Annotated in this window: 13 protein-coding genes; 5 read left to right on the plus strand and 8 right to left on the minus strand. The window is 51.8% G+C overall.

What is annotated here, in order from left to right; translation table 11 throughout:
• Positions 1 to 15: 15 nt before the first annotated feature.
• The 8 genes from K7H21_RS19765 to seqA form a co-directional block, all read right to left on the minus strand.
• Positions 16 to 945, minus strand: coding sequence for an ABC transporter permease (locus tag K7H21_RS19765; protein ID WP_049115043.1), 930 nt, complete (start codon positions 943 to 945; stop codon positions 16 to 18).
• 67 nt (positions 946 to 1,012) lie between these two features.
• A complete protein-coding gene (locus tag K7H21_RS19770; protein ID WP_004130495.1) occupies positions 1,013 to 2,497 on the minus strand; it encodes a sugar ABC transporter ATP-binding protein in 1,485 nt (494 codons plus the stop codon).
• A gap of 105 nt (positions 2,498 to 2,602) precedes the next feature.
• Positions 2,603 to 3,469, minus strand: coding sequence for an ABC transporter substrate-binding protein (locus K7H21_RS19775; protein WP_224325664.1), 867 nt, complete (start codon positions 3,467 to 3,469; stop codon positions 2,603 to 2,605).
• Positions 3,470 to 3,750: 281 nt separating this feature from the next.
• Positions 3,751 to 4,824, minus strand: a complete 1,074-nt coding sequence (locus K7H21_RS19780; RefSeq protein WP_004130493.1) for an erythritol/L-threitol dehydrogenase — start codon at positions 4,822 to 4,824, stop codon at positions 3,751 to 3,753.
• 116 nt (positions 4,825 to 4,940) lie between these two features.
• Positions 4,941 to 5,738, minus strand: a complete 798-nt coding sequence (locus K7H21_RS19785) for a DeoR/GlpR family DNA-binding transcription regulator (RefSeq protein ID WP_004130492.1) — start codon at positions 5,736 to 5,738, stop codon at positions 4,941 to 4,943.
• A gap of 322 nt (positions 5,739 to 6,060) precedes the next feature.
• Positions 6,061 to 6,480, minus strand: coding sequence for a hypothetical protein (locus K7H21_RS19790; protein WP_004130490.1), 420 nt, complete (start codon positions 6,478 to 6,480; stop codon positions 6,061 to 6,063).
• 57 nt (positions 6,481 to 6,537) lie between these two features.
• On the minus strand, positions 6,538 to 8,178 hold the full coding sequence (gene pgm / locus K7H21_RS19795) for a phosphoglucomutase (alpha-D-glucose-1,6-bisphosphate-dependent) (protein ID WP_004130488.1): 1,641 nt from the start codon (positions 8,176 to 8,178) through the stop codon (positions 6,538 to 6,540).
• A gap of 32 nt (positions 8,179 to 8,210) precedes the next feature.
• Complete coding sequence (seqA, locus tag K7H21_RS19800; protein ID WP_223035300.1) at positions 8,211 to 8,759, minus strand: replication initiation negative regulator SeqA; 549 nt, start codon at positions 8,757 to 8,759, stop codon at positions 8,211 to 8,213.
• A gap of 184 nt (positions 8,760 to 8,943) precedes the next feature.
• Between seqA and ybfF the strand changes: the two genes are divergently transcribed.
• From ybfF to tcuR, 5 genes are all read left to right on the plus strand, one after another.
• Positions 8,944 to 9,717 carry an esterase gene (gene ybfF / locus K7H21_RS19805; protein WP_004130483.1) on the plus strand — a complete coding sequence of 258 codons (774 nt, stop codon included), beginning with the start codon at positions 8,944 to 8,946 and terminating at the stop codon, positions 9,715 to 9,717.
• Positions 9,718 to 9,850: 133 nt separating this feature from the next.
• The gene (gene ybfE / locus K7H21_RS19810) at positions 9,851 to 10,144 is read left to right on the plus strand and encodes a LexA regulated protein (RefSeq protein ID WP_004130480.1); all 294 of its coding nucleotides are present in this window, start codon (positions 9,851 to 9,853) and stop codon (positions 10,142 to 10,144) included.
• Positions 10,145 to 10,293: 149 nt separating this feature from the next.
• The gene (fldA, locus tag K7H21_RS19815) at positions 10,294 to 10,824 is read left to right on the plus strand and encodes a flavodoxin FldA (protein WP_004130478.1); all 531 of its coding nucleotides are present in this window, start codon (positions 10,294 to 10,296) and stop codon (positions 10,822 to 10,824) included.
• A gap of 291 nt (positions 10,825 to 11,115) precedes the next feature.
• Positions 11,116 to 11,568 (plus strand): ferric iron uptake transcriptional regulator, encoded by a 453-nt coding sequence (fur, locus tag K7H21_RS19820; RefSeq protein WP_004130476.1) that lies wholly within the window; start codon positions 11,116 to 11,118, stop codon positions 11,566 to 11,568.
• A 129-nt stretch (positions 11,569 to 11,697) separates the two neighbouring features.
• Positions 11,698 to 12,624, plus strand: coding sequence for a tricarballylate utilization LysR family transcriptional regulator TcuR (gene tcuR / locus K7H21_RS19825; protein ID WP_049115040.1), 927 nt, complete (start codon positions 11,698 to 11,700; stop codon positions 12,622 to 12,624).
• The last annotated feature ends 2 nt before the right edge of the window (positions 12,625 to 12,626 follow it).

Raw genomic sequence — 12,626 nt, forward strand, 5'->3', positions numbered from 1 at the left:
CATATTTAAAATAAGTTAACGTCTGGCTGAGCTAATAAAGGTGGCGCCCCAAATAATAAGCCCTTTCACCACGTACTGAACGTAGGGTGAGATCCCAAGAAGGTTTAAACCATTATTCAGTACGCCGAGCATCATGGCGCCAATCAGCGTGCCGATAATCATTCCGCGACCGCCAGCAATGGATGCCCCGCCGAGTACCACTGCGGCAATGGCATCCAGTTCAAATCCGACGCCGGCATTCGGCTGGCCGCTCATCACCCGCGAGGTGAAAATAAGACCGGCAAAACTGGCAGTAAAGCCGCTGATCACGTAAACCAGCAATTTATAATATTTCACCCGCAGGCCGCTCAGACGCGCCGCTTCTTCATTACCGCCGAGGGAATAAACATAGCGACCAAACGGCATATGATTCAGGACGATATAAAAGATGAGATATAAAACCGCCATCAGAATAATAGGCACCTGAATACCGAACAGATATTCGCGGCCCCAAAAAGCGAATGAATCCGGTAAGCCGGAAATGGGATAGCCGCCGGTATAGATTAGCGCCAGCCCCTTCGCAATAATCATTGCCCCGAGGGTCACGATAATCGGCGGCATTTTACCGTAGGCGGTTAAAAAGCCGTTCAGCGCGCCAAAGGCGACGCCAGAACACAGGCCGATAAGAATGGCTAACCACGGATCTAAACCGTAGTACTTCATTAATCCCGCCATCAGGGTACCGGCCAGGGCCATGACCGCGCCGACGGAGAGGTCGATCCCGCCGGTCAGGATGGCAAAGGTCATCCCAATAGCAATGATGGCATTAATCGAGACCTGACGGGCGACGGTCGATAAGTTATCGACCGTTAAAAAGTAGTCATTAAAAATAGCCATACAGGAGAACAGGAGTACCAGACCAACAAACGGCAGGAACGCGGGCATTTTTAATAAACCATGGAGCATCTTTTTATTTTTATCAGGAGATGCGGCGGGCGCTAATGACACGTTTTCATTACTCATTTAATACTCCCTAAATAATATTACCGGCAGCGTGCAGCATAATCACTGTGGAATTGATTTGGTCGCTCTCGAGTTCGGCAACGATATTACCGTCGCGAAAAACCATCACCCGGTCGCTAACGCCAATCACCTCTGGTAGCTCAGATGAAATCATAATTATTGAAATACCCTGGGCGGTGAGGTCGCGCATAATCTGATAGATTTCTGATTTCGCTCCGACATCAATACCGCGAGTCGGTTCGTCAAAAATAAGAATATTGACATCATGATTCAACCAACGGGAAATAACGACTTTCTGCTGGTTACCGCCGCTCAACGTTCCCACCGCGGTCCCGGCATCCGGCGTTTTCACGCCAACGTGACTAATTAAGCGCTCGGCGGTCAGGCGCTCTTCGTTATCGCGGATAAGCGAGAACTGGCAGGCGTGTTTGTTAAGCCAGATATTATCTTTGACCGAAAAAGGCAGCACCAGCCCCTGCGTTTTTCGGCTTTCCGGCAACAGACCAATGCCCAGACGCAGAGCCCGGTCGGTGGATTTTATCGTCACCTCTTTTCCGGCCAGGCGGACGCGTTTTTTGAAGCATTTATCCGCGCCGGTCAGAGCCAGGATCGCTTCGGAACGCCCCGATCCCACTAGCCCAGCGAGGCCTAAGATCTCCCCTTTGCGCAGCGTCAGCCGATTGACCTGGCTACTTTCGGTAAGCTGAATTTCCGCCTCTAGTAGTATGTCATCATGCGCCAGCGTCCGCCGTTCGGGATAGATATTCTCCACTTCACGGCCGACCATCATCTGGATCATCTCGGCGATATCGATATTGTCGACCTGTGCCGACCCGATATATTTGCCGTCGCGGAGTATGCTCAGGCTGTCACAGATCTCATATATCTCCTCTAGATGGTGAGAAATAAAGAACATCCCGACGCCTTTGGCCTTTAAATCGCGCATCACGCGGAAAAGATGCTCCGCTTCGCTCGGGGTTAAGGTCGCGGTGGGCTCATCCAGAATGAGAATTCGCGCATCCAGCGACAGCGCTTTGGCAATTTCCACAAACTGCTGCTCGGCGACGCTGAGATGGCAAATTTGCTCATCGGGATCGAGGGTCACGCCAAGATCTTTAAAAATCCGCAACGCCTCGCGGCGCATCGCTTTACGATCTAACAGGCCAAAACTATTTACCTTTTCGCGATTAAGGAAAATATTCTCATAAGCGTTCAGATAGGGAATAAGAGAAAACTCCTGAAAGATAATCCCTACGCCGCAGGCAATCGCGTCACGATAGTTATGAAAATGCTGTTGCTTACCGTCAATAAAAATATTACCGGCGTCAGGTTGATATATCCCGCAAAGGATTTTCATTAACGTCGATTTACCCGCGCCGTTTTCACCTAATAAAGCATGCACCTCCCCTCGGCCAAGGGTGATATTGACATTATCCAGCGCCTTGACCCCGGGGAAGCTTTTACTGACGTTTTTGACTTCCAGTAAGCTGGGCATAAACATCGCTCCATAATGGCTCGGTAAAATAGCGAGCCATACTTTAATAAGAATCCGGCACGGCTCACCTGAATTAGCGAGAGCCGCTGTGGCGTAATAAGGCGATTACCAGTGGAAATCTTTGGCGTTGGTTTTATCGATAAGCTTCACATCAACAGGGATCTCCTTAGGAATATTCGCGCCCCAATGTTTGGCCAGGGCAATGCCTAAACCAATACGCAGCTGATCGCGCGGGAACTGAGCGGCGGTGGCAATAAACGGCGTATTACCTTTAGCAATTTCAGCGACCGCTTCCGGAGAACCATCAACGCTCACTAGCTTCACATCGCGTCCTGATGCCTGAATCGCCGCCAGAGCGCCAAGTGAGCCAACATCATTCACGCTAAAAATACCGTTGAGTGTCGGGTTGGATTGCAGCATATTTTCCGTCACGCTCATGGAGGTATCGCGCTCTTGTTTACCATTCAGTTTGGTAATCACTTTAATATTGGGATGCTTTTTCATCGCATCTTCAAAGCCGCGCACACGCTCCAGAATAGGCACTACCGGAATCCCGTCGAGAATCGCTACGTTGCCTTTATCACCCAGCGCTTTGGCTAAGTGCTCCCCGGCAATAAAGCCCGCATCATAGTTTTTTGAGCCGACAAAAGAATCTATCGGACCATTAGCCTGAGCATCTATCGCCACCACCACCACGCCGGCTTTTTTAGCGGCCAGTACGGCGGTTTCCGCACCGACGCTATCAGCTGGGTTAATCAGCAAAATATCTATTTTCTTTTGCAGCATATCCTCAACGTCGCTAATCTGCTTGGAGACATCATGCGCCGCATCCGCTGTATAGACGGTGGCATTAATATCTTTTGCCGACTGCTCAAGCGACTCTTTCATGGTGACGAAATATTCGTTATTCAATTCCTGGAACGACATACCAATAGTCAAAGGTTTGGCATTAACGCAGGCAACCAGGCTCATCGCAAGAAGTCCTGAGAGTATTGCTTTAGTCTTAAATTTTACAGGCATTCACTATCTCCTTATTGAGTAATGCGCTGAGAAATAAAAATTATTTATCAGCGTTTTCATGGTACGGATGCTGCCTGATATACTGAGCAATAAATCCACCGCTGACGGATAGCCAGAAGCCACCGATATTGATCTCAGTTATCCCCATGATTGAAATGCAGTATTTAATGAACAGCCATCGACGGTCATTAGCGTAATAATTAAAAATGGCGAACTTAACTAGTTAAAAATTTTTATGGCTTAATGACGACCTTAATGGAATCGAGCGATTTAGCCATCTCAAAAGCGGCTTTCCATTCATCAATAGAATAGAAATGCGTCACCACGCCTTTGGCGGTCAGCAGACCGCGCGCAAAGAGATCGATGGCGATTTCATAGCTGTAAGGTCCCAGATGCGCGCCGCGGATATCCAGTTCTTTACGGTCGCCAATAATCGACCAGTCGGCGGTCGTTTCTTTACCAAACACGCTGAACTCAACGAAGCGTCCCAGCTTACGAATCATCTCCAGACCCTGGGTCACGCCAATGGGGGCACCCGTCGCTTCGATATACACATCGCAGCCGTAGCCATCGGTCATGGATTTTACGATAGCGATGGCGTCCTCTTGCGCCGCATTGATGACCACGTCGGCGCCAAACGCTTTCGCCAGCGCCAGGCGGTCGTCCATCGTGTCGATGACCACCAGTTTCTTCGGCGTTTTCAGATGAGCGACCTGTACCATACACAGCCCCAGCGGCCCAGCGCCGGCGATAACAACCACATCATCCAGTTCGATATCTCCGCGGCGTACCGTATGGATTGCGCAGGCCATAGGTTCGATCAACGCAGCATCTTCTTCACTTAATGATTCAGGAATTTTATGAATAATCGCGCGTTCGGAGAAACGCATATATTCAGCCATACCACCATCGGCGACATCTTTCTGGAAGCCGTAAATATCATGGGTTTCGCACATCCAGTATTTTCCGGTTTTACAGAAACGGCATTCATGGCAGGGGACAATCTGTTCGGCCAGGATGCGATCGCCAATTTTTAATTGATATTTTTCAGCGGAGCCCGGGCCTAACTCGGCAACCCGACCGTAAAACTCATGGCCGGGCACTACCGGCGTTTTTACCCACGGATTATCGCCCCAGAACATCGGCGCGCCGTCCTGGGCCTTGCAGTCGCCGGCGCAGATTCCACACCCGTCAACCTTAATAACCACTTCCTTTTCTTTGGCGACCGGGCGGGGAATTTTCTCAAAGCGATAATCCTGGGGGCCATGGCAGACAACCGCTTTCATACCTTCAGGTAATTGTTCCATCGTAAACCTCTTTTTCGGATAAATAATGAAGAGGAATAGTATTGCTAGCGCAATACTCCTCCATTTGGCACAAGGACTATTAAATAATAATGCCTGTAAAATATCTGGCAGAACGGCTATTTAGTCTCGACAATATGTACCTGGTGCTGGCGATAGATATCAGCTGGTAATTCGTTAGTGATCAACACATCAATATCCGCCAGATCGCATATTTTATAGAGTGAATAGCGTTCAAACTTACTGCTATCGACCATCAGGATTTTTTGATCGGCAACTTTGAGCATCTCCTGCTTCAGCCGGACGTTAACTTCATTGCTGTCTTTTATTTCCAGCCCGGCGTCGAGCCCCTGGCAAGAAAAAAACAGCTTATTGACCTTAAAGTTGTTGATAATGAACTCGGCGACCGGACCGTGAAAATCACCGTGGCGCTCAGAATATTCACCCCCAACGCTGACTATTCTTATTTTCTTACGACAGGCTAAGGTTTGAATAATATTCAAAGAATTGGTAATCACCGTCAGCTCGATGTCAGGCAGCTGGCGTGCTAAAAACCAGCAGGAGCTGCTATTATCCATGATAATGCACTCATGCTCATGAATAAACTGCAGCGCACCTTTAGCGATGCGCATCTTACGTTCTGGCTGCTCTTTGGTACGCTTAATAAAGGCCTCGGCTTTATCGACAAAGTTCCCGTGATTTGTCGGCGTATCGGCAGCTAAAAATGATGCGTTATTTTCAGAAATCATTGCGCCGCCAAAACTGCGAACTATTTTTTTATTTTTCGCCAGCGAGGTTAAATCTCGACGAATAGTTTCTGGAGATACGCCAAATATCTGTGAGAGTTCATTAACTCTGGCACATCCTTTTTCTACGACATATTCCACAATTAATGAATGACGTTTCACTTGTAACATAGACGTTCTCAAGAAAGCATTCAGGATTTAATGACATAAATATAACAAAATCGTCCATATCAGTAAGTGACATAAATCATACAAAATCAAAACAAGTTTTTAGCTTTTTTTAGTTTGAAGTTGATCATATATATCAGGTAACTTTCATTTTGGATGGAATAAAATTGTGATTAAAATCGCAGAATTAGCCGTGATTGTTCGTTTGCTTTAGCAGCATATTCACTAAAACGGGCAAACCCGGTCAAAGCTATAATACCCGTTTATGCCCGATTCAGTCAGCGTAATACCCGGCAACCCTGTGTCGTCTTGATAACACGTAAGGTCAAACCTTGCGGCATCGCCATAATGTCACGACTTTTGCCGCTTCTGAAACCAGCAGCAGAGCAATAAAGAAGGCCGCGCTTTTAAATGCCATCGCCTGTGCCAGCCAGACCACCAGCGAAAGCGACGGGAGCATAAAGGCCAGACGCAGCGGCGTCTGCGCATAGGCCAGCCATGGCGCATAGCGGCTCTGGCGCCAGAAGAGAATCATCGACGCGGGAATACTGACAGTCAGAATAAAATGAAGTGAAAACAGCCAGGCGGCCGCGGAGCCCCAGGTTTGCAGCAGCGGTAAAAAGGAGAGGATATCGTCGTAAAGTGGCACTCGCTGGTGGTAGATGTTCCAGCCAATAAACTGCAAGAGATAAAAGAGATCCATCCCGCCCCAAAACCAAAAAACGTTTTTTTGTTCCAGTTTCATCGCTATCCCTGCGAAAAAAATCAGGCCCTGAAAAGGGCCTGATTATCATCATGTCACTTACGCGTTTTTCAGCACTTCGCTGACAATTTCCACCGCTTCTTTCTCAATCTGCTGACGGTGCTCAGCGCCAAGGAAGCTTTCACAGTAGATTTTATAGGCGTCTTCGGTACCTGAAGGACGCGCGGCGAACCAGCCGTTGTCGGTCATCACCTTCAGGCCGCCAATCGCCGCCCCGTTACCCGGCGCCGCGGTCAGACGCGCGGTAATCGGGTCGCCCGCCAGGGTGCTGGCGCTGACCATTTCCGGAGAGAGCTTAGACAGCGCCGCTTTCTGGGCAGAGGTCGCGGAGGCCTGCAGACGGTTGTAGCTCGGCGCGCCGAAGCGCTCTGCCAGCTCGTCGTAGTGCTGCTGCGGGTTTTTCCCGGTGACCGCGGTGATTTCCGCCGCCAGCAGGCACATGATGATGCCGTCTTTGTCGGTGGACCACGGAGTGCCGTCAAAGCGCAGGAACGAAGCGCCCGCGCTCTCTTCGCCGCCGAAGCCGAAGCTGCCGTCAAACAGACCATCAACAAACCACTTAAAGCCGACCGGCACTTCCACCAGCTTACGGCCGAGGTCGTTAACCACGCGGTCAATCATCGCCGAGGAGACCAGGGTTTTACCCACAGCGACATCTTTGCCCCACTGCGGGCGATGCTGGAACAGGTAGTTAATCGCCACCGCCAGATAGTGGTTCGGGTTCATCAACCCGGCCGGCGTGACGATACCGTGACGGTCGTAATCCGGGTCATTCGCGAAGGCCAGGTCAAATTTGTCGCGCAGCGCCAGCAGGCCCGCCATCGCGCACTCGGAGGAGCAGTCCATGCGGATTGCGCCGTCTTTATCGAGATGCATAAAGCGGAAGGTCTGATCGACATGGTCGTTGACGATGGTTAGATTGAGGTTGTAATGCTCAGCGATACGCTTCCAGTATTCGATACCGGAGCCGCCCAGCGGGTCAACGCCGAGGGTCAATCCGGCTTTCTGGATCGCCGCCATATCGACGATATCCGCCAGCCCTTCAATAAACGGCTGCACCAGATCCTGTTCTTTAACGTGGCCGGAGGCCAGCGCCGCATCAAGAGAAATACGCTTGACGCCCTGCAGACCGGCAGCGAGCAGTTCATTGGCGCGATTTTCGACAACCTTGGTCACGTTGGTATCCGCCGGGCCGCCGTTTGGCGGATTGTACTTGATACCACCGTCTTCCGGTGGGTTGTGGGACGGCGTGATCACAATACCGTCAGCCAGCGGACCGCCCTTTTTGTTATGCACCAGAATCGCATTGGAAATCGCCGGCGTCGGGGTGAAGCCGTTGTTTTCCTGAACGATGACGTCAACGCCGTTTGCCGCCAGCACTTCCAGTACGGAAATGAAAGCCGGTTCGGAGAGTGCGTGCGTGTCCTTCCCGACATAGCATGGGCCGGCGATCCCGTTCTTCGCGCGGTCTTCCGCAATTGCCTGAGCAATCGCCAGAATGTGCTGCTCGTTGAAGTTGTGGCGCGCCGCGCTGCCGCGGTGACCGGAGGTGCCAAACTTCACCGCATGTTCCGCGTTGCCGACTTCCGGCTTCAGCACATAGTACTGGGCAGTCAGCTGGGCGACGTTAATCAAATCACTCTGTTGCGCAGGTTGACCCGCGCGCTTATCGATTGCCATTGCCTGATCCTTCTGGTGCAAAAGTTAATTAACTAGATTGTACCGCAAACCTTTTCGATCAATTCCGCAGGGAACTGCATAGACTGCATGATATGTTCGATCATGCTGCATTTGCGACCGGTATTGGTATTTGTAATGACCCACCACGGTGTACCAGGAACCTGCTTAGGTTTCGTCTGATTACCGTTTTTCTGCAGCGTGCGCTCATCCTCAGCGAAATAAACGCGGGTGCGGCCGTGCAGGGACTCGGTCGCCTCCGCGAACGCTTTGCTGTCTAAGAAGTAGAGGGTAGTCAGAACCAGCATGAAACGGTTTACCGCGCGCTTTTGTTCAGCGTACTCATCAGATAACAGCAGCTCACGCATCGCGCGGACTTTATCTTTCAGAGGATTAGCGGGCTTCACTTCAGCGGCAGGCGTTGGCGCAGGGGCCGGAGCGGCTTTCGCTACCGGTGCGACAGGCTGGGAAACGGCGGAAAACTTCAACATACGCCGTAAAATGTCGGATGCGCTCTCGCCAATATGCTTGGTATGGCTGGCAATATAGCTATAGAGTTCATCATCAACTTCAATTGTTTTCATCTTAATCCAGTGCGATATCTTTTTCTGAATACAAGTTGTCGGGATTATAGGGTCAAATCCCAACCGCGGATAGCGTCAAACCAGGATGGCGGTAAAACTCGGAAATCTTCCGGGTCTTGCAGCCGGATGGCAGAATGTCCAACATAATACCCTAACCCGACGGAGCGAAAAAAAGAACTTTGCCATGAAATTAAATAGCCGAGCGCAATCTGCACAGAATCCGCACAATAATCCCCCTATCGTCCTGGTCCACGGCCTTTTTGGCAGCCTGGATAACCTTGGGATCCTCGCCCGCGACCTGGTTCACGATCGCGATATTTTACAGGTCGACATGCGAAACCACGGTCTTTCGCCGCGCTCGCCGGAAATGACCTATGCCGCGATGGCCCAGGATCTGCTTGATACTCTCAATGAATCACAGATTGAGAAAGCTACCTTTATTGGTCACTCCATGGGCGGTAAAGCGGTGATGGCGCTGAGCGCGCTGGCGCCGGAGCGCATCGCGGGCCTGATCGCCATTGATATCGCCCCGGTGGATTATCAGGTTCGCCGTCATGATGAAATCTTCGCCGCCATCAACGCCGTCACCGACGCGGGCGCCGCAACGCGTCAACAGGCGGCGGCAGTCATGCGTCAGCACCTTAACGAAGAGGGCGTGATTCAGTTTCTGCTGAAGTCCTTCGTAGACGGCCAGTGGCGGTTTAACGTACCGGTGCTGTGGGAGCAGTACGATAATATCGTCGGCTGGCAAACCGTTCCGGCCTGGCCACATCCGGCGCTGTTTATCCCCGGCGGTAACTCCCCCTACGTCACCGACGCATACCGTGACGCACTATTGGCGCAGTTTCCCCAGGCGCGTGCGCACGTTATCGCCGGCGCCGGGCACTGGGTGCATGCCGAAAAACCGGAGGCCGTGATCCGCGCAATTCGTCGTTATTTAACCTCTATCGCCGCCTGACTGGCTAAAATCTGCCCGACCGCGCGGCTTAATGCCCGCGGTCGTTGGCGCAGCCCGTCGCCTGATGTATTATGGCGCGCTGTCTGCGTCGGCTATGCCCGATAGCTTGTTTCCCCCGAAGTCACTCTGAATCATGGCAAAAGAACAAACGGACCGTACGACATTAGATTTGTTCGCAACCGAGCGTCGGCCGGGTAGACCGAAAACCAATCCGCTTTCGCGTGATGAACAGCTGCGCATCAACAAACGCAATCAGCTTAAACGCGACAAGAGTCGCGGTCTTAAGCGCGTGGAGCTAAAGCTGAATGCCGATGCGGTCGATGCGCTTAATGAGCTGGCGGAAGCCCGTAATATGAACCGCAGCGATCTTATCGAAGAGATGCTGATGAGTCAGCTGGCGGCCCTGCGCGGCCAGGATAAAGCCTAAAACCCTCAAAAAATAAGCTTTCATGTAGCAGAGTGTGCAGTTGGGCGTGATTGCTGTTTCCGCGTCCTTCTCTGTTCTGCTATCATTGCCCCTATCTGCGGGCATTATGCCACTACCACATCATTAAGTTTCAAGAGGTTATTTTACTCATGGCAATCATCGGCATCTTTTTTGGCAGCGACACCGGCAACACCGAAAATATTGCAAAAATGATCCAAAAGCAGCTTGGTAAAGATGTTGCTGATGTTCACGACATTGCCAAAAGCAGCAAAGAGGATCTGGAAGGTCACGATATCCTGCTGCTCGGCATTCCGACCTGGTACTACGGCGAAGCCCAGTGCGACTGGGACGATTTCTTCCCGACGCTGGAAGAGATCGATTTCAACGGCAAACTGGTCGCGCTATTTGGCTGTGGCGATCAGGAAGACTATGCTGAATACTTCTGCGATGCGCTTGGTACCATCCGCGATATCATCGAACCGCGCGGCGCAACTATCGTTGGCCACTGGCCGACCGCGGGCTACCATTTTGAAGCCTCTAAAGGCCTGGCCGATGACGATCACTTTGTTGGCCTGGCCATTGACGAAGATCGTCAGCCAGAATTGACTAACGAACGCGTGGAAAAATGGGTAAAACAGATTTCTGAAGAGCTGCACCTCGAAGAAATCAAGAATGCCTGAGTCTAAACGACGAAATCATCAGATTTCGTCGAATTGATAGATAAAAGCAATCAAAGTTATAGCTACAAGTTTTTAACTTTTAATCACATATCTGTACAATGTCCTCTGATTTAACGGGGTCGCGTGAAGCACTTTGTAGCGAGTGCCTCGTTTTTGACAGCATACAAGGCCCGATGCTTGCAGTTTTCATTTCACCATGGCAGTTCTATAATGAGACGCATTACATCGGGTGATTCTCTGTATTACTTCCGCTGATGGAAGTAGATCGTTTAGCAACAGGACAGATTCCGCATGACTGACAACAATACCGCATTAAAGAAAGCTGGCCTGAAAGTGACGCTTCCGAGATTAAAAATCCTGGAAGTGCTGCAAGGACCGGATAACCATCATGTCAGTGCGGAAGACTTATACAAACGCCTGATTGATATGGGTGAAGAGATTGGCCTGGCCACCGTCTACCGCGTACTGAACCAGTTCGACGACGCCGGCATCGTCACCCGTCATAATTTTGAAGGCGGTAAATCCGTTTTTGAACTGACGCAGCAGCATCATCACGATCACCTGATTTGCCTCGACTGCGGCAAAGTGATCGAATTTAGCGATGATTCCATCGAAGCGCGCCAGCGTGAAATTGCCGCAAGGCACGGTATTCGCCTGACCAACCACAGCCTGTACCTGTACGGTCACTGTGCGGAAGGCGACTGCCGCGAAGATGAACATGCCCACGACGCGGCAGAGAAATAATCACCGCATCGTATCCCGCAAAAAGCCAACCTGAAGGTTGGCTTTTTTTTGCCCGGAATTTGCTGCCTCTTTCTCTCACGCTGCAATACGTTTACTGTCAGTACATCCTGACGTGTACGGAGAGTCGACATGGAGCTTCGCCAGCTACGCTATTTTGTCCGCATTATTGAAACCGGCAGTATGGGCCGCGCCGCGCTTGATCTGAATATCGGCGTCTCCGCGCTGAGCCAACAGATGGCGCGCCTTGAGAACGAACTCGCCATCCGTCTGCTGCAGAGGACTTCGCGCGGCGTAATGCCGACCAGCGCTGGTCTCGCCTTCTACTCCCAGGCGCAGCTCGCGCTGCGTCACGCCGACGATGCGGTTCTCGCCGCGCGCGAGGCGCGCCTTTCCGGCCACGTCAGCGTCGGTATGGCCCCCAGCACCGCCTCTGTGCTTGGGGTCCCTTTTATTCACGCGATGCGCGAAAGCTATGCCGACGTCCGCCTGCATTTGGTCGAGAGCCTCTCCGGTAATCTGGAACGCATGATCAACACCCGCCAGCTTGATTTAGCTATCGTGTTTCAGAAGGAGAAGCTTGTGCGCTGGAGCGCCAGGCCTATTCTCGAAGAGCGTCTGTTTCTGATTGGCACCCATGACGTGCTGGCCCCCCTTCCCGAAGCGAGCATCTCGCCTGGCCAGCTGGCCGCTATCCCGCTGATAATGCCAAGCCTGGGGCATGGACTGCGCGGCAGGCTGGAAGCAATCTGCCAGGAGCACGCCCTTAACGTTGATGTGGTGGCTGAAATCGACGGTCTGGCCCTGCTGATGCGCGCCGTCCGCGACGGACTGGGCGCCACGCTGCAACCGGGGGCGGCGATTTCCCATCTCGACGGCGAGTCCCTGAGAGTGATCGGCGTCGAGAATCCAATACTCAGTCGGCCAAACTTTCTCGTCAGCCTTTCAGATGATGAACTGACCCCAGCGGGCCTTGCCGCGCGGGTAATACTGGCGAAAGTCATGCGTCAGCTCGTGGAGTCAGGCCGCTGGCCCGGCGCCAGCCTTTACGCGCACTAAAC

Origin of the sequence: Klebsiella sp. CTHL.F3a (genome assembly GCF_019890895.1) — a bacterium.
GTDB classification, from domain to species: domain Bacteria; phylum Pseudomonadota; class Gammaproteobacteria; order Enterobacterales; family Enterobacteriaceae; genus Klebsiella; species Klebsiella grimontii.

What these genes read in the sequence shown, in the direction of transcription:
- seqA (WP_223035300.1), bottom strand. Translation starts at nt 8,759, where the DNA reads ATGAAAACAATTGAAGTTGATGATGAACTCTATAGCTATATTGCCAGC.
- K7H21_RS19765 (WP_049115043.1), bottom strand. Translation starts at nt 945, where the DNA reads ATGCTCCATGGTTTATTAAAAATGCCCGCGTTCCTGCCGTTTGTTGGT.
- K7H21_RS19770 (WP_004130495.1), bottom strand. Translation starts at nt 2,497, where the DNA reads ATGCCCAGCTTACTGGAAGTCAAAAACGTCAGTAAAAGCTTCCCCGGG.
- tcuR (WP_049115040.1), top strand. Translation starts at nt 11,698, where the DNA reads ATGGAGCTTCGCCAGCTACGCTATTTTGTCCGCATTATTGAAACCGGC.
- fur (WP_004130476.1), top strand. Translation starts at nt 11,116, where the DNA reads ATGACTGACAACAATACCGCATTAAAGAAAGCTGGCCTGAAAGTGACG.
- fldA (WP_004130478.1), top strand. Translation starts at nt 10,294, where the DNA reads ATGGCAATCATCGGCATCTTTTTTGGCAGCGACACCGGCAACACCGAA.
- pgm (WP_004130488.1), bottom strand. Translation starts at nt 8,178, where the DNA reads ATGGCAATCGATAAGCGCGCGGGTCAACCTGCGCAACAGAGTGATTTG.
- K7H21_RS19790 (WP_004130490.1), bottom strand. Translation starts at nt 6,480, where the DNA reads ATGAAACTGGAACAAAAAAACGTTTTTTGGTTTTGGGGCGGGATGGAT.
- ybfF (WP_004130483.1), top strand. Translation starts at nt 8,944, where the DNA reads ATGAAATTAAATAGCCGAGCGCAATCTGCACAGAATCCGCACAATAAT.
- K7H21_RS19775 (WP_224325664.1), bottom strand. Translation starts at nt 3,469, where the DNA reads ATGAGCCTGGTTGCCTGCGTTAATGCCAAACCTTTGACTATTGGTATG.
- K7H21_RS19780 (WP_004130493.1), bottom strand. Translation starts at nt 4,824, where the DNA reads ATGGAACAATTACCTGAAGGTATGAAAGCGGTTGTCTGCCATGGCCCC.
- ybfE (WP_004130480.1), top strand. Translation starts at nt 9,851, where the DNA reads ATGGCAAAAGAACAAACGGACCGTACGACATTAGATTTGTTCGCAACC.
- K7H21_RS19785 (WP_004130492.1), bottom strand. Translation starts at nt 5,738, where the DNA reads ATGTTACAAGTGAAACGTCATTCATTAATTGTGGAATATGTCGTAGAA.